Source organism: Glaciihabitans sp. dw_435 (assembly GCF_018449675.1).
GTDB lineage: Bacteria > Actinomycetota > Actinomycetes > Actinomycetales > Microbacteriaceae > Glaciihabitans.
Genome location: NZ_JAAVUZ010000003.1, coordinates 17,688 through 37,107, shown reverse-complemented (window position 1 = coordinate 37,107; position 19,420 = coordinate 17,688). Strand labels below are relative to the sequence as shown.

Annotated in this window: 16 protein-coding genes and 1 tRNA gene; 12 read left to right on the top strand and 5 right to left on the bottom strand. The window is 64.4% G+C overall.

Annotated features, from left to right (window positions below; all coding sequences use genetic code 11):
- Positions 1 to 3: 3 nt before the first annotated feature.
- The 3 genes from HB677_RS05120 to HB677_RS05110 all read right to left on the bottom strand — a co-directional run bounded on the left by HB677_RS05120 (position 4) and on the right by HB677_RS05110 (position 2,959).
- A complete protein-coding gene (locus HB677_RS05120; protein WP_213814612.1) occupies positions 4 to 2,181 on the bottom strand; it encodes a glutamine synthetase III in 2,178 nt (725 codons plus the stop codon).
- A 134-nt stretch (positions 2,182 to 2,315) separates the two neighbouring features.
- The gene (locus HB677_RS05115; protein WP_213814611.1) at positions 2,316 to 2,762 is read right to left on the bottom strand and encodes a hypothetical protein; all 447 of its coding nucleotides are present in this window, start codon (positions 2,760 to 2,762) and stop codon (positions 2,316 to 2,318) included.
- 124 nt (positions 2,763 to 2,886) lie between these two features.
- Positions 2,887 to 2,959: transfer RNA gene (locus HB677_RS05110), tRNA-Val, on the bottom strand.
- 59 nt (positions 2,960 to 3,018) lie between these two features.
- On the opposite strand from HB677_RS05110, the gene HB677_RS05105 reads away from it, so the two are divergent.
- Both HB677_RS05105 and HB677_RS05100 read left to right on the top strand, forming a co-directional pair.
- Complete coding sequence (locus tag HB677_RS05105; RefSeq protein ID WP_307852484.1) at positions 3,019 to 3,675, top strand: DUF1345 domain-containing protein; 657 nt, start codon at positions 3,019 to 3,021, stop codon at positions 3,673 to 3,675.
- A gap of 26 nt (positions 3,676 to 3,701) precedes the next feature.
- Positions 3,702 to 4,148, top strand: a complete 447-nt coding sequence (locus HB677_RS05100) for a DUF1003 domain-containing protein (protein ID WP_307852483.1) — start codon at positions 3,702 to 3,704, stop codon at positions 4,146 to 4,148.
- 260 nt (positions 4,149 to 4,408) lie between these two features.
- Here HB677_RS05100 and HB677_RS05095 read toward each other — a convergent pair whose 3' ends face one another.
- Positions 4,409 to 4,882 carry a peroxiredoxin gene (locus HB677_RS05095; RefSeq protein WP_213814610.1) on the bottom strand — a complete coding sequence of 158 codons (474 nt, stop codon included), beginning with the start codon at positions 4,880 to 4,882 and terminating at the stop codon, positions 4,409 to 4,411.
- A 223-nt stretch (positions 4,883 to 5,105) separates the two neighbouring features.
- On the opposite strand from HB677_RS05095, the gene aceE reads away from it, so the two are divergent.
- The 6 genes from aceE to HB677_RS05065 all read left to right on the top strand — a co-directional run bounded on the left by aceE (position 5,106) and on the right by HB677_RS05065 (position 12,879).
- Positions 5,106 to 7,847, top strand: a complete 2,742-nt coding sequence (aceE, locus tag HB677_RS05090; RefSeq protein ID WP_213814609.1) for a pyruvate dehydrogenase (acetyl-transferring), homodimeric type — start codon at positions 5,106 to 5,108, stop codon at positions 7,845 to 7,847.
- A gap of 9 nt (positions 7,848 to 7,856) precedes the next feature.
- Positions 7,857 to 9,050 carry a CdaR family transcriptional regulator gene (locus tag HB677_RS05085; protein WP_213814608.1) on the top strand — a complete coding sequence of 398 codons (1,194 nt, stop codon included), beginning with the start codon at positions 7,857 to 7,859 and terminating at the stop codon, positions 9,048 to 9,050.
- Positions 9,051 to 9,304: 254 nt separating this feature from the next.
- Positions 9,305 to 10,243 carry an ACP S-malonyltransferase gene (locus tag HB677_RS05080; RefSeq protein WP_213814607.1) on the top strand — a complete coding sequence of 313 codons (939 nt, stop codon included), beginning with the start codon at positions 9,305 to 9,307 and terminating at the stop codon, positions 10,241 to 10,243.
- A complete protein-coding gene (locus HB677_RS05075; RefSeq protein WP_213814606.1) occupies positions 10,240 to 11,244 on the top strand; it encodes a beta-ketoacyl-ACP synthase III in 1,005 nt (334 codons plus the stop codon). The genes HB677_RS05080 and HB677_RS05075 overlap by 4 nt, the downstream gene beginning before the upstream one ends.
- A 44-nt stretch (positions 11,245 to 11,288) precedes the next feature.
- Positions 11,289 to 11,537, top strand: a complete 249-nt coding sequence (locus tag HB677_RS05070) for an acyl carrier protein (RefSeq protein WP_130981006.1) — start codon at positions 11,289 to 11,291, stop codon at positions 11,535 to 11,537.
- Between the two features lie 100 nt (positions 11,538 to 11,637).
- The gene (locus tag HB677_RS05065) at positions 11,638 to 12,879 is read left to right on the top strand and encodes a beta-ketoacyl synthase (RefSeq protein ID WP_213814605.1); all 1,242 of its coding nucleotides are present in this window, start codon (positions 11,638 to 11,640) and stop codon (positions 12,877 to 12,879) included.
- A gap of 117 nt (positions 12,880 to 12,996) precedes the next feature.
- Here the strand turns inward: HB677_RS05065 and HB677_RS05060 are convergent, their stop codons facing one another.
- Positions 12,997 to 13,512 carry a DUF3145 domain-containing protein gene (locus HB677_RS05060; protein WP_213814604.1) on the bottom strand — a complete coding sequence of 172 codons (516 nt, stop codon included), beginning with the start codon at positions 13,510 to 13,512 and terminating at the stop codon, positions 12,997 to 12,999.
- A gap of 339 nt (positions 13,513 to 13,851) precedes the next feature.
- Here HB677_RS05060 and HB677_RS05055 point away from each other — a divergent pair, with 339 nt between their 5' ends.
- The 4 genes from HB677_RS05055 (at position 13,852) to HB677_RS05040 (ending at position 19,419) form a co-directional block, all read left to right on the top strand.
- Complete coding sequence (locus HB677_RS05055) at positions 13,852 to 15,105, top strand: glycosyltransferase family 4 protein (RefSeq protein ID WP_213814603.1); 1,254 nt, start codon at positions 13,852 to 13,854, stop codon at positions 15,103 to 15,105.
- Positions 15,106 to 15,224: 119 nt separating this feature from the next.
- Positions 15,225 to 15,878 (top strand): PadR family transcriptional regulator, encoded by a 654-nt coding sequence (locus HB677_RS05050; RefSeq protein ID WP_213814602.1) that lies wholly within the window; start codon positions 15,225 to 15,227, stop codon positions 15,876 to 15,878.
- Complete coding sequence (locus HB677_RS05045; protein WP_213814601.1) at positions 15,875 to 16,597, top strand: ABC transporter ATP-binding protein; 723 nt, start codon at positions 15,875 to 15,877, stop codon at positions 16,595 to 16,597. Before HB677_RS05050 ends, HB677_RS05045 begins: the two co-directional genes overlap by 4 nt.
- A 137-nt stretch (positions 16,598 to 16,734) precedes the next feature.
- Positions 16,735 to 19,419, top strand: a complete 2,685-nt coding sequence (locus tag HB677_RS05040) for an FtsX-like permease family protein (protein ID WP_213814600.1) — start codon at positions 16,735 to 16,737, stop codon at positions 19,417 to 19,419.
- Position 19,420 lies beyond the last annotated feature (1 nt).

The window sequence follows — 19,420 nt, the reverse complement described above, 5'->3', positions numbered from 1 at the left end:
CTGCTAGAGGATGAAGAGCATCTCCTGGTAGGTCGGGAGCGGCCAGAGGTCGTCCGCGACGATCTCTTCGAGGGCGTCGGCGGCGGCACGGACGTCGCTCATCGCGGGGAGCAGAACACCCTGCGCGTGCTCCGCTTCCGCCAATGCCGTCTCCCCCGCGTCGCCGGCAACTGCCGCCCGCAGGGTCGCCAGCGCGGAACGAAGCGCACCGATCGGGGCACTGACCTCGTCGAGAGCCGTCGAGTCCGCGTCGACGCCGGCCGCGGTGAGCGCTCCGATGTTGATGGCAAGCTCGGTCTGGTACCGAACGGCCGCCGGGAGAATGATCGTCGCGCCCATTTCGAGCGTCAGGCGCGCCTCGACCTCGATGGTGCGGGCGTACTGTTCAAGCCCGATCTCGTAGCGGCTGTGCATCTCGCGGTGGTTGAAGACCCCGTACCGTTCGAACAGGTCCATGGCCTCCTCGGTGATGAGTTCCGGCAGCGCGTCGAGCGTCGTCTTCAGGTTCTTCAGCCCACGCTTCTCTGCCTCGATCGGCCAGGCGTCGGAGTAGCCGTCGCCGTTGAACACGACGGCCCCGTGCTCGGTGATGATCTCGGTGAGCAATGCCTGCACTGCTTCGTCAAAGTCGGTGCCGGATGCCACGGACGCTTCGAGCTTCGTCGCGATGTAGTCGAGCGAATCGGCCATGATCGTGTTGATCGTGACCATCGGAGCGGCAACGGTCTGGAGCGAACCGGGCGCCCGGAACTCAAAGCGGTTCCCGGTGAAGGCGAACGGACTCGTGCGGTTGCGGTCCCCCGGGTCGGTCGGCAGAACCGGAAGCGTGTCGACACCGATGTGCATCGAACCGCGCGACTTCGACGAGCTCAGCGAGCTGGTCGCGATCTGGTCAAAAATGTCCGCGAGCTGGTCGCCGAGGAAGATCGAAATGATGGCCGGCGGCGCCTCGTTGGCTCCCAGACGGTGGTCGTTCGATGCGGATGCCACGGACGCGCGGAGCAGCCCTCCGAACTTGTGTACGGCCCGGATCGTGGCGGCACAGAACACGAGGAACTGCGCGTTGTCGTGGGGGTTGTCACCGGGCACAAACAAGCTTCCGAGCTCGTTGTTGCCGAGCGAGAAGTTGACGTGCTTGCCCGACCCGTTGACACCCTGGAACGGCTTCTCATGGAACAGGATCTCCATCCCGTGCTTCTTCGCCACGGACTTGAAGGTGGTCATGAGCTGCTGCTGGTGGTCGGATGCCACGTTGCCGCGCTCGAACATCGGCGCAATCTCAAACTGCCCGGGAGCGACCTCGTTGTGACGGGTCTTCGCCGGAATTCCGAGCTTGAATAGCTCGCGCTCGGTGTCCATCATGAATCCGAGGACCCTCTCAGGGATCGCTCCGAAGTAGTGGTCGTCAAACTCCTGGCCCTTGGGCGGCTTCGCACCGAAGAGCGTGCGTCCGGCGTTCAGCAGGTCGGGACGTGCAAGGAAGAAGTGACGATCGACCAGGAAGTACTCCTGCTCGGGACCGCAGAACGCAACAACGTTGTTGAGGTCCTTGTGGCCGAACAGCTCGAGGATGCGGGTGGCGTGCTCTCCCATGGCCTGCTGCGATCGCAGCAGCGGGGTCTTGTGGTCAAGCGCTTCGCCGGTCATCGAGACGAAGACCGTGGGGATGCACAGGGTGTTGCCGTTGGGGTTTTCGAGCACGTACGCCGGGCTCGTGACATCCCATCCCGTGTATCCGCGTGCCTCAAACGTGTTGCGCAACCCACCGTTCGGGAAGCTCGACGCGTCGGGCTCGCCCTGCACGAGCGTCTTGCCGGCGAACTCGGCCAGTGCCGTGCCGTCGCCGTTCGGCTCGAAGAAGCTGTCGTGCTTTTCGGCGGTAAGACCGGTCAGCGGGTAAAAGACGTGGGCGTAGTGGGTTGCGCCCTTCTCCAGTGCCCAGTCCTTCATGGCGGATGCCACGGCGTCGGCCACCAGTGGATCGAGCTTTTCACCGTGCTCGATCGTTGCAATGACGGACTTGTAGACAGACTTGGGAAGGCGTTTCTGCATCACCACCTTGCTGAAGACGTTCTCGCCGAAGATCTCTCCCGGTGCCTCCGAATGATCGAAGCTCACCGTGGGGGGCACATAGGCCTCCACATCGCTGATTGCCTGAAGCCTGACGTTGTTTCCGCTCATTGCAGTTCCCTCGGGTAGGGGACGGCCCCGCTCCGATGGCGGCGTCCTGTGGCCCCAGAGTAGGGATCGCATATAGCGAAGATGTTTCGGATACGTGTCGTGCGCTAACCGACATCACAGAACAGCGGCCGAACCTACGAGGAGACGAGCTCCTGGGGGTACCAGAAGACGGGACTATCAACCACCGTGTTCCCCGCAGCGTCGTGGTCCACTTCGATCTGACCGACATAACTCGTGCCGTCGAGCCGGGTCCCCCTGATCGAGAGGAACTGGGAGCCGGTGCCGTTGGTCAGGAAGGCGACTGTCGGTCGTCCCGGACCGGGGAAGGCGAGATGTTCGCTCGCGACCGTGGCCAGCGTGTCGTCGCACATGTACCCGAACTCCGCGTACGTCCTGCAGTAGCCCGAGAGATCCCCGGTGGGGCCGGTGGCAAGAGCCGCGTCGATCATGGCGTCGACAACGGGACGGGCTTCGGCCTTCGTCACGGGAACGTTCGACCAGTCATAGGGTGCGGCGGCGCATCCGGTGAGACCGACCAGCGCACCGGTGACGAGGACGACGAAGACGGAGGCGGTACGCATGGTCGGTACGCTACAGCGCCAAACGACCTGCGACCGGTTGCCGGGAACGGCGCGCTCGCCGCGGCGCATGCATCAATTACAGGGAAAACGACGAAAGCCCCCGGTTTCCCGGGGGCTTTCACTGTGGGCCCTACCGGGCTCGAACCGATGACATCCACGGTGTAAACGTGGCGCTCTACCAACTGAGCTAAAGGCCCGTTTCTTCGTACACTCCGAAGCAACGAAGACCTATGTTACATGCGCTTACACTTCACGAGTGGCCACCTCTGCGAAATCGATCAGCGCTCCGGAACACCGATGGCCCGAGATCACCGCGATCCTGTTGATTCTCGCGCTCTACACGTTTCTGCCCGGCACCATCCAGATTTTCCCGGTGTGGCTAGTTCCGGCGATCGGGCTTGCCGCCGCGCTTCCGCTCGTTATGCTCAACCCCCATCGTCTGACCAAAGAGACGCGCTGGTCCCGCTGGTTGTCGATCGGGCTGGCTATCGTCCTCACCCTGATCAACCAGGTCTACGTCGTCATGATCATTCGCGAGCTGCTCCACGGAAACGCTAACGGCCCCGCCGTTCTGCTGACGGTCCTGCAGGTATGGGTGAGCAACGTGATCGCCTTCGCCCTGGTCAACTGGCAGCTCGACAAGGGCGGTCCCATCCAGCGTCGGGTTGAGGGAAGCCACGATCGGGCAACCATCGACTTCCGTTTCCCCCAGGACGGAGACGACACCAAGCCAGCCTGGCAGCCGTCGTACTTCGACTACGCCTATTTCTCGCTGTCCAACATGATGGCGTTCAGCCCGACGGACGTGATGCCGCTGACCCTCCGCGCCAAAGCGATCATGGGGTACCAGGCGTTGACGGGCTTCGTGCTGTTGGCGCTCGTCATCTCCCGCGCGGTGAACATCCTCACCTAACGGCTCACACTCGTACACTTCGATCCATGAGCACTGATGGACTTCGCACGCCTCCCGCACTAAAGAACTGGCATTCCGCACACACCGACGCCCTCACCTTCGGTGAGCGCTCGGCGGACCGGCTCCGCAACTTCATGGGCAGTTGGGGGTTCGTGGGCGGGTTCATTCTGGTCATGGCGCTGTGGGCCTTCGCCAACAGTGTGACGAAGGGCTGGGATCCGTATCCATTCATCCTGCTGAACCTCTTCCTCAGCATGCTCGCGGGCCTGCAGGGAGCGATACTCCTCATCTCCGCAAAGCGGCAGGACTCGATCGCCGCCGCTCTCGCCCAACACGACTACGACACCAACGTCTCCGCCAAGAAAGACATCGAACAGCTCGTCAAACTCAACGAGCAGCAGTGCCGGATGATCGAGGAACTTCACGCCCTCATCCGCTCGCAGAACCCGTCGGGCCCGGCGGCACCCCACTAAGCGCGAGGCGGTGCCGGCAACTAGGCACCAGACAATGCCCGCAAGTAGGCTCCACGCAATCCCCGCAAGTGGGCACCAGGCGATGCCCGCGAGTAGACACCAGTCAGTGCCCTCGCCCGAAAGGCACTACCGGCAACCGAACCGCGACCGGACGTGATGTCAGGTGACGGTTTTCCCGATAACGACGGAAAGCGGATCACCCGAGCCCGGGTCATCCGCTTTCCTGACGGTGATGCTGCCGCGGTGCGGCCAGCCGAACGCTAGACGCGTGCGGGTACTACGGAGTCCAGCGCCGCGCGGTACTCGGCGATGGAGCGCGCCTCTCCGGGTGCGGTCACGAAGCTGGCGCGGATGATGCCGTTGGTGTCGATGATGAAGGTCGCCCGGTTGGCGTAGCCCTTCTCCGGCACAAAGACGCCGTACTCCTTGGAGACGGAGCCGTGGGGCCAAAAGTCGGCAAGCAGCGGGAAGTCGTAGCCCTCGGCCTCGGCGAATGCACGCAGCGTCGCCTTGGAGTCAACGGAGATGCCGATCAGCTCGACGCCGTTCTGCTTGAACATGGCGAGGTTGTCGCGCAGGTCGCAGAGTTCGCTTGTGCAGGTACTCGAGAAAGCAAGAGGGAAGAACACGAGCGTTACCGGCTTCTTGCCGATGTAGTCGTGCAGTCGAACGTGCTCTCCGAATTGATTCGGAAGTTCAAAATCTGGTGCCCGGGTGTCATTCTCCAGAGCCATGGTGCAATCCTTTCGCGCCAGGCAACGTTGGTCTGGCAAACACGAGGGTTGATCCTACGCTTTTCCGCGGCGCAATGCGGGAAATGGGCATATGGCGTGTGCACACGCGCAATGCAGGAGGTTTCCGACACCTAGAATTGAGGATGTCTGGTCGATTGACACAACGGCGCATCCCGATCGTTGCGAACCGGGCGGATCTGTCTCTACAAGAAAGAGGTCAAGGGTGACGGTAAATGATCAGGACCCGTACTCGGTGAATAGCTCCGATAAGGATCCGGAAGAGACCGCGGAGTGGCAGGAATCGCTCGACGCACTTGTCGCAGCGCAGGGCCACGAGCGCGGTCGCGAGATCATGCTGAGCTTGCTCAAACGGTCGAAGGAGTTGCACCTCGGAGTTCCGATGGTGCCCACCACCGACTACATCAACACGATTGCGCCAGAGAACGAACCCGAATTCCCCGGTAACGAGGACATCGAGCGTCGCTACCGTGCGTGGATCCGCTGGAACGCCGCGATCACCGTGCACCGCGCCCAGCGCCCCGGTATCGCCGTCGGTGGACACATTTCGACGTACGCGTCATCCGCTGCCCTCTATGAGGTCGGCCACAACCACTTCTTCCGCGGACAGAACCACCCCGGCGGTGGCGACCAGATCTTCTACCAGGGTCACGCCTCCCCCGGCATGTATGCCCGCGCGTTCCTCGAAGGCCGCCTGAACGAAGACCAGCTCGATGGCTTCCGCCAGGAGAAGTCCAGCGCCAGCGGCGGACTGTCGTCCTACCCGCACCCGCGCCTGATGAAGGACTTCTGGCAGTTCCCGACCGTGTCGATGGGACTCGGTCCGATCAACGCGATCTACCAGGCGCAGTCCAACCGGTACCTGACGAACCGCGGCATCGCCGACGCGTCCGACCAGCAGGTCTGGGCCTTCCTCGGCGATGGCGAAATGGATGAGGTCGAGAGCCGTGGCGCCCTGCAGTGGGCCGCCAACGAGAAGCTCGACAACCTCAACTTCGTCATCAACGCGAACCTGCAGCGCCTCGACGGACCGGTGCGCGGCAACGGCAAGATCATCCAGGAGCTCGAGAGCTTCTTCCGCGGTGCCGGCTGGAACGTCATCAAGGTTGTCTGGGGCCGCGAGTGGGACGGCCTGCTCGCCAAGGACACCGAGGGCGCGCTTCGCGATCTCATGAACCGCACACCCGACGGCGACTACCAGACCTACAAGGCCGAGAGCGGCGCGTACGTGCGCGAGAACTTCTTCGGCCGCGACCCGCGCACGCTCGAGATGGTTAAGGACTACTCCGACGAGCAGATCTGGAACCTCAAGCGTGGAGGCCACGACTACCGCAAGGTCTACGCGGCGTTCAAGGCAGCGACCGAGCACAAGGGCCAGCCGACCGTCATCATCGCAAAGACCGTCAAGGGCTACGGCCTCGGCCCGTCGTTCGAGGGCCGCAACGCGACCCACCAGATGAAGAAGCTGACGCTGGACAACCTCAAGAAGTTCCGCGACGAGATGCGCATCCCGATCACGGACGCCGTTCTCGAGGAGAACCCGTACCAGCCGCCGTACTACAACCCCGGCGAGAACGACGAGGCGATCCAGTACCTCCACGAGCGCCGTCGCGCACTCGGTGGCTACGTACCGGAGCGTCGCTCGAAGTACACGCAGGTGAATCTGCCGGATGACTCGGCATACGCCATCGCGATGAAGGGCTCAGGCAAGCAGGAGATCGCCACCACCATGGCGTTCGCCCGCCTGCTGAAGGACCTGCTGCGCTCGAAGGACTTCGGCCACCGCATTGTGCCGATCATCCCCGACGAAGCACGCACCTTCGGGATGGACGCTTACTTCCCCACCGCCAAGATCTACAACCCGAACGGGCAGCACTACACCTCCGTTGACCGCGAGCAGTTGCTCGCCTACAAGGAGAGCCCGCAGGGTCAGATCGTCCACGTCGGTATCAACGAGGCGGGCGCCTTCTCCGCGTTCACCGCGGCGGGTACCTCGTACTCGACCCACGGTGAACCGCTGATCCCGGTCTACGTTTTCTACTCGATGTTCGGATTCCAGCGCACCGGCGATGCCATGTGGGCTGCCGGCGACCAGATGGCCCGCGGCTTCATCGTCGGTGCCACCGCCGGTCGCACGACACTCACGGGTGAGGGACTGCAGCACGCTGACGGTCACTCGCTCCTGCTGGCGTCGACCAACCCGGCCGTCGTGTCCTACGACCCGGCGTACGGCTACGAGATGGGCCACATCGTGCGCGCAGGTCTCGAGCGGATGTACGGCGGAAACCACTCCGACCCGAACGTCATGTACTACGTGACCGTCTACAACGAGCCGATCGTTCAGCCGGCGGAACCCGAGAACCTCGACGTGGATGGCCTGCTCCGGGGCATCCACCGCGTATCGGAAGCCGCGCATCGCGAGCAGCCCGCGACCGGACCGAAGGCACAGCTTCTCGCCTCCGGTGTCGCAGTACCGTGGGCCCTCGAGGCACAGGAACTGCTCGCCCGCGATTGGAACATTGCGGCCGACGTGTGGTCGGTCACCTCGTGGACCGAGCTGCGTCGCGACGGACTCAAGGCAGACGAGCACAACTTCCTGTACCCCCAGGAAGAGGCGTGGACGCCATACGTGACGAAGAAGCTTGCCGACGCGCAGGGTCCCTTCGTCGCCGTGACCGACTTCATGCACGCGGTGCCTGACCAGATCCGACAGTTCGTTCCCGGAGACTTCTCCACGCTGGGTGCGGATGACTTCGGCTTCTCAGACACCCGCGCCGCGGCCCGTCGTTTCTTCAAGATCGACGGACCGTCCATGGTCGTCCGCACGCTCGAGGCGCTCGCGCGTCGCGGCGAGGTTGACCCCAACGTGCCTGCACGTGCCATCGAGCTGTACCAGTTGCACGATGTCAACGCAGGCACGACCGGATCGGCTGGCGGCGAGAGCTAACAGGCCGTGGTGCCCAAAACAAAAGAACAGACGTTGGCGTGGCTGCGCACCATTACCGGTGAGCTGGCCACGGCAACGCTGAAGCGGCTGGATGACACGCTGCCCTGGTATGGCGACATGCCGCCAGGGCGGCGGTCAGCGGTCGGGCTCGTTGCGCAGGCGGGCATCACCTCGTTCATCAGCTGGTTCGAGGATCCCAAAGCGACTCCGTGGATCGCGGCCGATGTCTTCGGTGCGGCCCCGCGCGAGCTGCTGCGATCGGTCAGCCTCACGCAAACCCTGCAGCTCATCCGCATCACCGTGGAGGTCGTCGAGGAACGCGTCAAAGAGGGCGATGACGTTCTGCGTGAGGCGATCCTCAAGTACTCACGGGAGATCGCCTTCGCATCCGCGGATGTCTATGCTCGTGCGGCGGAAGCTCGCGGCCTCTGGGACGCCCGCCTCGAGGCGCTCGTGGTCGACTCCATTCTCAGTGGGGAATACGACAACGAGCTCCCGAGCCGCATCGCTGCGCTCGGGTGGAACGGCCACGGAGAGGTGTGCGTGCTCGTCGGCACAACCCCACGCCAGCTCGACGTGGATCAGCTTCGCCGCACCGCCCGTCACCTCACCGCCGACGTGCTCATCGGCGTTCAGGGCAACCGCCTCGTGCTGGTCATCGGACGCGCCGAACCAGCCCCGGCCGAGGGTGACGAGGACAGCAAGGCGCCCCTTCCCTTCATCGACATCGCCCGCAAGCTCGAGCCCGGCTTCGGCCCGGGACATCTCGTCCTCGGACACGAGGTGTCGACTCTTGTCGACGCATCGCGAAGCGCCAAGGCGGCCCTCGCCGGCTTCGCGGTCGCCCGTTCGTGGCGCAACGCGCCCCGGCCGGTGATGGCCGACGACCTTCTGCCCGAACGCGCCTTCGCGGGCGACCCCCTCGCGCGCGCAACGCTCGTCAACCGCATCTACAAGCCCCTGCAGGCACACTCGACCGAGCTGCTCGGCACGCTGTGGTGCTACCTCGACAACGGTCGTTCGCTCGAAGCCACCGCCCGGGAACTCTTCGTTCACCCGAACACTGTCCGCTACCGCCTCAAGCGCATCAGCGAGGTAATCGGCTGGGACGCCACGGGTGCCCGCGAGGCACTCATCCTGCAATCGGCGCTCATCATCGGATCAATCGCCGAACCGGATGCCTCGCGCAAGCGCCCCCAGTAACCCGCGCTTCACCCGCCACACCCCGTCAGACCACGCCAGACCACGCCAGACCACGCCAGACCACGCCAGTTGAAGCGTGCCTGCCCGCGCGAGCGTGCTGCATCGGTCGCGCTAAGCCCGACAACGAGGACGTCCGCCGCCGCGTCCTGCCGCTACCCCCGCGTTGCGCGTGTGGAGGACTCGCACAACGAATCTGTTGATCTTTAGGACGACTTCAACAGCGGTGCATCCCCGGTCCTTGGCAGACTAAGGGGGTGATTGTTGTAGTCGCCCCAGGACAGGGCTCCCAAACTCCCGGTTTTCTTGCACCATGGCTCGCCGAGGAACGATTCCGCGATCAACTCGGCCGGATCTCCGACGCCGCCGAGATTGATCTCGTCGCTCACGGAACGACCAGCGACGCGGACACCATCAGGGACACCGCGGTTGCACAGCCGCTGATTGTGGCCGCCGGGCTGCTGACGCTGAGCGCGCTGTTCGATCAGGCCGGAACGGGCGACAATGCCGACCGCGCCAAGATAGCCGGTGTTGCCGGACACTCCGTCGGTGAGGTCACCGCTGCCGCCGCCGCGGGAATTCTGAGCGAGTCCGACGCGATCGCATTCGTGCGCGAGCGCAGTCGCGCCATGGCGTCGGCCGCCGCGCTCACTCCCACGGGCATGAGCGCCGTTCTCGGAGGGGACGAGGAAGCCCTCCTTGCCCGCCTCGTCGAGCTCGGTCTCGAACCTGCCAACTTCAACGGCGGCGGCCAGATCGTCGTTGCCGGTGCTCCCGACGCTCTCGAGACGCTCAAGATCGAGCCGGTCGCCGGTACGCGAGTAATCCCCCTGCAGGTAGCCGGTGCGTTCCACACCCGGTACATGCAGCCCGCCGTCGCACAGCTCAGAGATTTCGCCGCAACGCTGAGCCCGTCGGATCCCACGCTTCCGATCTGGACGAACCGGGATGGTTCGGTCGTGACATCCGGTTCCTCGTTCCTCGACCTTCTCGTCGGTCAGGTCTCCTCGCCGGTACGGTGGGATAAGACCATGGCCTCGCTGGCAGACGCTGGCGTGACGGGTCTGATCGAACTCGCTCCGGCCGGAGCACTCGCTGGCCTCGCCAAGCGTGGCCTCAAGGGCATTCCCACGATCGCCGTCAAGACCCCGGACGACCTGGCTGCCGCCTACAACATGATGAACGGGACAGTATGACCCACCCAATCCTCCAGCAGTCCCAGGGACCGCAGTTCACCCGCATCTACAGCTACGGCGCCGCTCGCGGTGATCTCAGCGTTCCCAACAGTGAGCTGATCGAACCCATCAACTCCAGCGACGAGTGGATCCAGCAGCGCACCGGCATCATCACCCGCGTCCGTGCGTCCGCCGACCTCAGCGCCGCGGACCTTGCGACCACTGCAGCGACCGAAGCCATCGAGAAGTCGGGAATTGCGCCCGAACTCATCGACCTCGTGATCATCGCCACCATCAGCAATGGCCAGCAGACGCCGTCCATGGCTGCCGTGGTCGCCGATCGCGTCGGGGCCAACCCCGCGGCCGCGTACGACCAGAACGCCGCCTGCGCCGGCTTCAGCTACGGGGTTACTCAGGCTGATGCACTTATTCGTGCGGGAGCGGCCAAATACGCGCTCGTGATCGGCGCCGAGAAGCTTTCGGACATCGTCGACCCGACCGACCGCTCGATCTCCTTCCTCCTCGGAGATGGTGCGGGCGCTGTCGTCATCGGCCCAAGCGAAACGCCGGGCATCTCTGCTGCCGTGTGGGGATCCGATGGATCCAAGGCCGATACCGTGGGCATGAACGCCACGCTCGTCGACTTCAAGAACGGTGTTGCTCCGTGGCCGACCCTGCGGCAGGAGGGCCCTTCCGTCTTCCGCTGGGCCGTGTGGGACATGGCAAAGGTTGCCAAGCAGGCGCTTGAAGCAGCCGGCATCACTGCCGACGATCTCGCCGCCTTCATCCCCCACCAGGCCAACATGCGCATCATCGACGAGTTCGCCAAGCAGCTCGGCCTGCCCGAGACCGTCATGATCGCCCGCGACATTGCGACCACCGGAAACACCTCGGCCGCATCCATTCCTCTGGCCACGCACCGACTCCTTGCCGAGAACCCCGAGCTCAGCGGCGGCCTCGCCCTGCAAATCGGGTTTGGCGCCGGACTCGTGTTTGGCGCACAGGTAGTAGTTCTGCCCTAATAAGCTATTCAACGGTCATACGACACCCCCTTAGGAGATAAAACATGGCATTGTCCACGGAAGAAGTGCTCGCCGGACTGGCAGAGCTCATCAACGATGAGACCGGCATCGCAACAGACACGGTCGAGCTGGACAAGTCCTTCACCGACGACCTCGACATCGACTCCATCTCGATGATGACGATCGTGGTAAACGCTGAAGAGAAGTTCGACGTGAAGATCCCCGACGAAGAGGTCAAGAACCTCAAGACCGTCGGTGACGCAGTCAGTTTCATCACCGCAGCACAGGGCTAAAGTCCCGTACATTCGCGGCTGGCCGACCTCGCTTCCAGCAAGGTCGGCCCGCACGCGCGTGCACGTACGCCGTGCACATGATCCACAGGAAGACGTTGATATGACCAAGAAGATCGTTGTAACTGGAATTGGCGCCACGAGCCCGTTGGGCGGCACAGCCCAGGATTCATGGAAGGCCCTGCTCGCCGGAGAATCGGGCATCACCGCCCTCGAACAGGACTGGGTTGAGAAGTACGACCTCCCCGTCAAGTTCGCCGGCCAGGCAAAGGTTCAGGGCCACGAGGTCCTCGAGCGCGTCGAATGGAAGCGTCTGGACCCTTCCAGCCAGTTCGCCCTCATCTCTGCGCGTGAAGCGTGGGCCGACGCCGGAGCACCTGACGTCGACCCGATCCGCGTCGGAGTCGACTACTCCACCGGCATCGGCGGACTGTGGACACTCCTCGACGCGTGGGACACCCTGCGTGAAAAGGGCCCCCGTCGCGTCCTGCCGATGACGATCCCCATGCTCATGCCGAATGCCGCATCCGCCGCGATCAGCATGAACATCCCGTCACGCGCGTATGCCCGCACCGACGTCTCCGCCTGCGCTTCGAGCACCGAAGCCATCGCCAACGCGTACGACCACATTCAGCAGGGCCTCGCCGATGTCGTCATCGCCGGCGGAACGGAAGCGGTAATCCACCCGATGCCGATTGCTTCGTTTGCCGCGATGCAGGCACTGTCCAAGCGCAATGACTCCCCCGCAACGGCGTCGCGTCCGTTCGACACCTCGCGTGACGGATTCGTCCTCGGCGAGGGAGCAGCGACCATCGTTCTTGAGTCCGAAGAGCACGCGTTGGCCCGTGGCGCACACATTTACGCAGAACTCGCCGGCGGTGCCGTCACGAGCGACTCGTACCACATCACCGCGCCGGACCCCGAGGGCTCGGCCGCGGCGCGCGCCATGCTCGCTGCTCTCGCGCAGGCCGGTGCAGTTCCCAGTGACGTTGACCACATCAACGCCCACGCCACGAGCACCCCCGTTGGGGACATTGCCGAGTACCGGTCGCTCCTGCGCGTGTTCGGAGACCACCTTCCGAACATCCCCGTTTCGGCCACGAAGGCGGCCACCGGCCACCTCCTCGGTGGAACCGGAGCTCTCGAGGCGATCTTCACGATCCTCGCGCTCCACGAGCGCATGGCTCCCCCAACGATCAACCTCACCGAGCAGGATCCCGAGATTCCTCTCGATGTCGTGACCACCGCGCGTCCATTGCGCGACGGCCCGCTGCTCGCGATCAGCAACTCCTTCGGATTCGGCGGCCACAACGCGGTCGTTGCTTTCCGTAGCTACGACAACTAAGCGCACACCGCCGGACGGTTCGTCCCGTTCGGTAACGCAGCGATGGGGCTAAGTCGGTCTCGGCCCGCGGTACTCCGCGGCCCGGGCCCGACTTAGCCCCATCGTCGTTGGTGGCGCTCAGCCCACCTTGTGCAGCCAGATGACCTGGTTGTCATCACTCGCATGCCGGAACGCGTCAAGCTCGTCATCCCACGCCTGGCCGATCGCGAGACGCAACTCCCGGTGCAACTCCAGCGCGTTGGAGCCAGCGACCTCCATCGCGTATCGCACGCGGTCTTCGGGGATCACCATGTTGCCGACCGTGTCGGTCTGGGCGAAGAAGATGCCGAGGTCGGGGGTGTGCATCCATCGTCCGCCGTCACTACCGGGCGTGGCATCCTCTGTCACCTCGTACCGCAGGTGTTCCCACCCACGAAGCGCGGAGGCAAGCTTGGCGCCGGTACCCTGGGCGCCCTCCCAGTAGAACTCGGTGCGCTTGACGCCCTTCATCACTGGCTGATCGGACCAGGAGAAATTTACGGCGCGATCGAGAGCGCGACCTGCGGCCCACTCAATGTGAGGGCACAGTGCGCGCGGGGCAGAGTGAACGTACAACACTCCACGAGCGGTTGATCCAGCCACTTGTCTCTCCATTCGGTTGGTGCGACTTCCCCATCGACCGGTGAATGGATTACTTGGCTTGCATGAATTATGGCTGATCAACCTGCGAAATTACAAGGATGTGATCCCGACGCGCCCAGTGGCACCTTGCCGCGGTATCGCGGGATGGATTCCGTCGTCACGCGCCAGACCGGCGGAGGGCGTTCGCGGCGAACACCTCCCCCGCGTCATGGCGCACCGAAGGGCCTTGGTCGTCGCGGTGGGTGGCGCACGGAGCCCCTCGGCGGCCGAGGGCGTGCGTCTCGCGCTTGGGAGTACCACCCGGTGTTTAGACTCGACAGGTACTGTCGTGTGCTGAGGCGAAGGAGTCCTATGCGAATTGCAATCGTTAGCGACTTTTTCCTTGATTATGTGGGTGGGCTGCAGAGCTCGATCCACGAGCAACAAGTCGCGCTCGAATCCGCCGGGCACGACGTCCTGCTGATCTCCACGGCCCGACTGCCGCGTGGACCGAAGATTCATCCGGTAGCGGGCGGGCTCCAGATCCGTCCGGCATACGTCGTGCCCGGGGTCATCCTTCCCGTCGTCGGAGCGCGCACGAAACTCATCGCGCACCTTCGTGACTACCTCGTGGCCGAACAGGTCGACGTGGTGCATCTTCAAACGGAATTCGGACTCGCGCACGCCGCGACCACTGCCGCGCACGAAGTGGGTATCCCCGTCGTCCACACCGTGCACACGTTCTACTGGCAGAGCTCCGGGTGGTGGCAGGCCATCGTCACCCCCATGATGAGCCTTGGCCTCGAGAACGTGACGCAGCACCGGTTCCCACGCCGGTTCTTCACGGCCAGGGCCTCGGACAACCTGCTGCGCAATCTCACGCTCGCAATGGCGTGCCGCGCGGACACCGTCATCTCCCCGTCGTCACACCAGGCGGACGATCTTCGTGCCGCCGGCGTCACCGGACCCATCGTCGTCGTGCCCAATCCCATCGCACGCTCGCTGCGTCCCGCCGCCGAGCTCACGCCGGTTCAGGCAGCGCGTCCCCGCCTGCTGTGGGTCGCCCGGTGCGAGCCGGAGAAACGCCCCCTCGCATTCGCCGAGGCTGCGATCGCCGCGCTGGCGCGCACAGGTGACGGCTTTGAGGTCGACTTCGTCGGGGAGGGTTCCGAGCTTCCCGCGCTTCGTGCTCTCGCCGGCACGCACCCCAACATCCACATCCATGGCGGACTCGAACACGACACCGTCCTCGATCTCATCGACGCGTCGTCGGCGGTCGCACTGACGTCTGTCGGTTTCGATAATCAGCCGATGACAATCGCCGAAGCCGTCAGCAGGTACCGCGGTGTACTGTACTGCGATCCCAAGCTGAGCGAAGGGCTCCAGCGAGCCGGTTTCCGGTCGCCGACTCCGGATGTCGCGGGGCTGGCATATGCAATTGAAGAACTTGTCACGTCCCCGGGTACGCTGCTGGCTCTGTCCGCGGGCGCTCGCGCCGACAGCGCGACGTTCTCGGCGGACACGTACGTGTCGCGCGTCATGGATGTCTACGACATCGCAGCCGAACGCATCGCCCTTCATCCGCCCCTGGCCGAAACCCGTCTGCGGCTCCCTCCTCACGCCTGACCCATCCACCGCGTCAGCACTCCCCGACAAGTTAAACAAAACTCTGGCGCATTGCATACTCGGTATGCCTATACTCGGTAATCACATACTAGGAAACTAGTTCGACCGCCGGAGGTACCGTGTCCGTTCGCCAGAGTCTTCTCGCCATCCTTGATCAGGGCCCGTGTTACGGTTACCAGCTTCGCTCGGAGTTCGACCGCCGCACCGGGTCGACGTGGCCCTTGAACGTCGGCCAGATTTACAACACCCTGGATCGCCTCGAGCGGGACGGACTTGTCGACAAGGCTGACATCGATGCCGACGGTCAGATCTACTACGAGATCACCGCGGCAGGCAGCGCAGAAGTCGCGAGCTGGCTCGGTTCACCCGTCGTCCGTACGGCAGCCACGCGCGATGAGCTCGCAATCAAACTGGCGATCGCCGTCACGCTGCCCGGCATCGACATCGCCCATGTCATCCAGGTACAACGGTCCGCCACGCTGCGGACCCTTCAGGAGCTGACGCGCACGAAGAACGCGACGAGCGAGCCCGAGTCCTCGCAGGAACTGGCATGGATGCTCGTCATCGATTCACTGATCTTCACAACGGAGGCGGAAGTCCGGTGGCTGGACCACTCGGAGACCCGGCTTGCCCGCGCGGCAGCGGCAGGGTTCGCCGCCCCGCTTCCCCTCTCGACGGATGTCCCCAAGCGCGGGCGTCCGGTGAAACAGACCACCGGGGCATCCACCACCGTCCCTGGCGACTCGATGCAGACGGGACCGGCCTCATCATGACCGAGCACCCGCTCCTGCGTCTCGACGGCGTCGCCATGCAGTACGGATCCGGCGAGACCGCTGTCACCGCCCTGGTGGGTGTCGATCTCGAAGTGGCTCGCGGCGAACTCGTCGCGATCATGGGCGCGTCCGGGTCGGGCAAGTCCACATTGCTCACCATCGCGGGCGGCCTCACCCAACCCACCAGTGGCGAGGTCATTGTTGAAGGCAACTGGCTGAGCGAGATGACACCCCGACAGGTCGCGACCCTGCGTCGCCGAAGTCTCGGATTCGTGTTTCAGGACTTCAATCTCATTCCCGCACTCACCGCGCTGGAGAACGTTTCGCTCCCCCTGGAACTCGACGGCTGGAAATCGCGGCGTGCTCGTCGCGCCGCGCTGGATGCGCTGGCTGTCGTTGAGCTCTCCGATCGGGCGACCCACTTTCCGAGCGACCTCTCGGGTGGACAGCAGCAGCGTGTCGCCATCGCGCGTGCGGTGGTGGGTGGCCGGTCACTCGTGCTCGCCGACGAACCGACCGGTGCGCTCGACAGTACGACGGGAGAGATGGTGTTGCGGATGCTCCGTGCACGGGTCGATGCGGGCGCGGGCGGCATCCTCGTCACCCATGACGCACGTCACGCGGCATGGGCAGATCGCATCGTGTTTCTCCGCGACGGTCGCGTCATCGACGAGGCAGCGGCCCGGGGTGTCGGATCTCTCCTCGGCGCAGCCTCATGAGCCGCAACCACGCACCCCGGCGGAGCACTCACGTTGAGCCCCGCTCTCACTTCAGCGCTCGGCCGGCCAAATCTGAGCCGACAACGCCGCGGGATGGCAGGCCCGGTGCGCGACTGGCCTTTCGCCTCGCACGGCGCATGGCCATCCAGGCGCCGGGCCGCAGCGCTCTGATCGCCCTGCTCGTGGCAATCCCCATCATCGGGATCAGCGCCGTCGCCACCGTGGGAACGAGTTCGCAGGCCACCCGCAGCGAAATTGCTCAGACGCAACTCGGTCAGATGCAAGCCGTGATCACTGTCAACAATCCGCCGGACCCGACGGCCGTGCAGGATCCCGATCAGCCCGACAACATGAGCTACGCAATGGACGAGTCAGGGATGCCTCTCCGCCACAGTTTCAGTGACCCTCTGCTTCCCATCGACCAGATTCTTCAATCGGGCACGCCTTACCTCCCCATCGAGCACACCTCGGTAACGGTGCGAACCGCTGCGGGACTGGGAAGCATGACGGCCGTATTGGGCGAACCCTGGAATCCCTCGTTTGCAGGACGATACGACGTCATCGACGGCACGAGGCCGAATTCGCCATCCGAAGTCATGGTCACACCCACCGCGCTCAAGCGCCTTGGCATCTCCATTGGCGGCACGATGTCGGTGGTCACGCCCGCACAAGCGAGCTACACGGTCGTGGGGACTCTCCGGGACTCGGTGAAGCCGTCCGCCACTCAGGAAGTGTTTGGCGCGGTTGCTCCCATGTCCGGCGATTCACTGACGACGAACTACTACCTGCCTCACACAGAGCTCGACTGGCCGGCGGTGCAGAAGCTCAACACCAAGGGTGCTGGAGTGCTGTCGAGCTACGTGCTCGAGCATCCGCGACCAGCCGCGCCCGGGCCAGCCAATCCCCTGGCTGATGCGGTAGCTGTAGGAGCAGCGATAGCCCTGTTCGGTGCCTTCGCGCTTTTCGAGGTCGGACTGCTTGCCGGCGCCGCGTTCATGGTTGGCGCCCGACAACAACAACGCGCGTTGGCCATCCTCTCCAGCGTCGGTGGCGATAGACGGATGCTGTTTCGTGTGGTGTCGTTTGGCGGGCTCGTCCTCGGTGCCGTTGGTGGAGCCGCCGGTGTTGTGGTGGGAATCATCGGCGCGTGGGTATTCACGCTGGTCACCGCCGACGGTAGCTCCATTCAGTACCCGGGCTTTCACGTCAACGCGCCGCTGCTGGTCGGCGTAGCCCTATTCGCCGTGGTGGTGGGGTGGCTGTCCGCCATCATCCCCGCTCGGGCAGCATCCCGGGTCGATGTCGTCGCGTCATTACGTGGCTCGAGCCGTCCCCCGGTCCCCACCGCGCGGAAACCCATCGTGGGGATCATCCTCGTGGCGATCGGATTCGTTTCCGCACTGGCGGGAGGAATCGTGACTCTCACGCAGATCCGGCAGAGCTATCACGGCACTTCGTACTGGGGCGTGGGCATCGCCCTCATCGCTCTCGGTCCCATCCTCATGCAGGTCGGGGTGATGTTCCTCAGTCCGTTCGTGCTGCGGGTGGCCGCGCGCCTGCTCTCTCCCCTGGGCGCGGGTGCGCGCCTCGGTGCCCGCGACGCCGCCCGGAACCCAGGACGGTCCGTGCCGGCTCTTGCCGCGATCATGAGCACCGTCTTTGTCGCATCGGCACTGATGACCACCATCGGTGCGTACCAGACGGAATCTGCGTCGGACTATCAATACACGACTGCCAACAACACAGCACGCGTGAACCTATACCGGTATGACTTCGGCGGTCAGAATCATGTAGACCCCGCGGGCAGCCAGATCGCCGCAGCGCTCAATGCAAGCTTTCACGTGACGTCTGCCCGGGTGCTTTCCAGCGCGCCGACCACTGCCGGCACCGTCGACAAGGACCAGCTGACCTACACCGCGCCGCGGTTGACTCAGCTCCCCGACGCCTCCTCGACAAACTTCTATCTCAGCTCCACGGGGCTTGACCAGCTGGACAAGATCTGGGTGGGGTCTCCCGCGGATCTCGCCGCCATTCTCGGGGAGCCCGTGTCCGCGACATCCCGCACAAGCCTGGAGTCCGGCGGAGTTGTGTCGTTGTATCCCGACTACATCTCATCCGGCAAAGTGACAATCGATTGGTTCACCGACAGTGCTGACCCGGTCGCGAATGGGACCGCAACACCCGTTCGAAGCGTTGCCCTGCCGGCTACCCTCCAGGAACCCGTTAAGCCCATCAGCTTCGGAATGTTCATGACGCCCGCAACTGCCAGGTCGATCAAGCTCGACTACGTGCCCACCCTTGTCCTCGCGCCGCTGGCATCCGCCCCGTCGTTCGCCGAAACGGACGCGGCCCGGGCGCAGATTGACGACATCGCCGGCGTGACTGAGCTTGAAGTCTTTCAGGTGGAGACCGGACCCCCGCCCGTCGCAGAACTCGCCGCCTGGGGCATCCTCATCCTGACGGCCCTGATCGTGCTGGGCGCATCGTCCGTCGCCCTCAGCCTGGCCCGCGCGGATGGGCGACGGGATGACGCGGTGCTGGGCGCACTCGGATCACCTCCGAACCTGCGCCGGTCCATCGGCTTCTGGCAGGCGATCGTCATCGCTGGCGTGGGAACCGTCATCGGGGTGGCATTCGGACTCGTTCCCCCGCTCGCGCTGTCGCTCCCACCCGCCGATGGCACGCTGCCGCTTCTTCCGTTCAGCCCGCCGTGGCTGCAACTGATTCTGGCCGCGACCGCTGTGCCGCTCGTCATCGCAGTCGGGAGCTGGCTCACCGCACGCGGCTCACGACTGCGCGTCGTAACCCGCTCAACCTGGTGAG

Excerpts from the sequence above, each read along its gene's own strand:
- HB677_RS05055 (WP_213814603.1), top strand. The coding sequence starts at position 13,852 with ATGCGAATTGCAATCGTTAGCGACTTTTTCCTTGATTATGTGGGTGGG.
- HB677_RS05115 (WP_213814611.1), bottom strand. The coding sequence starts at position 2,762 with ATGCGTACCGCCTCCGTCTTCGTCGTCCTCGTCACCGGTGCGCTGGTC.
- HB677_RS05065 (WP_213814605.1), top strand. The coding sequence starts at position 11,638 with ATGACCAAGAAGATCGTTGTAACTGGAATTGGCGCCACGAGCCCGTTG.
- HB677_RS05070 (WP_130981006.1), top strand. The coding sequence starts at position 11,289 with ATGGCATTGTCCACGGAAGAAGTGCTCGCCGGACTGGCAGAGCTCATC.
- HB677_RS05040 (WP_213814600.1), top strand. The coding sequence starts at position 16,735 with ATGGCCATCCAGGCGCCGGGCCGCAGCGCTCTGATCGCCCTGCTCGTG.
- HB677_RS05095 (WP_213814610.1), bottom strand. The coding sequence starts at position 4,882 with ATGGCTCTGGAGAATGACACCCGGGCACCAGATTTTGAACTTCCGAAT.
- HB677_RS05045 (WP_213814601.1), top strand. The coding sequence starts at position 15,875 with ATGACCGAGCACCCGCTCCTGCGTCTCGACGGCGTCGCCATGCAGTAC.
- HB677_RS05060 (WP_213814604.1), bottom strand. The coding sequence starts at position 13,512 with ATGGAGAGACAAGTGGCTGGATCAACCGCTCGTGGAGTGTTGTACGTT.
- HB677_RS05100 (WP_307852483.1), top strand. The coding sequence starts at position 3,702 with ATGAGCACTGATGGACTTCGCACGCCTCCCGCACTAAAGAACTGGCAT.
- HB677_RS05120 (WP_213814612.1), bottom strand. The coding sequence starts at position 2,181 with ATGAGCGGAAACAACGTCAGGCTTCAGGCAATCAGCGATGTGGAGGCC.
- HB677_RS05075 (WP_213814606.1), top strand. The coding sequence starts at position 10,240 with ATGACCCACCCAATCCTCCAGCAGTCCCAGGGACCGCAGTTCACCCGC.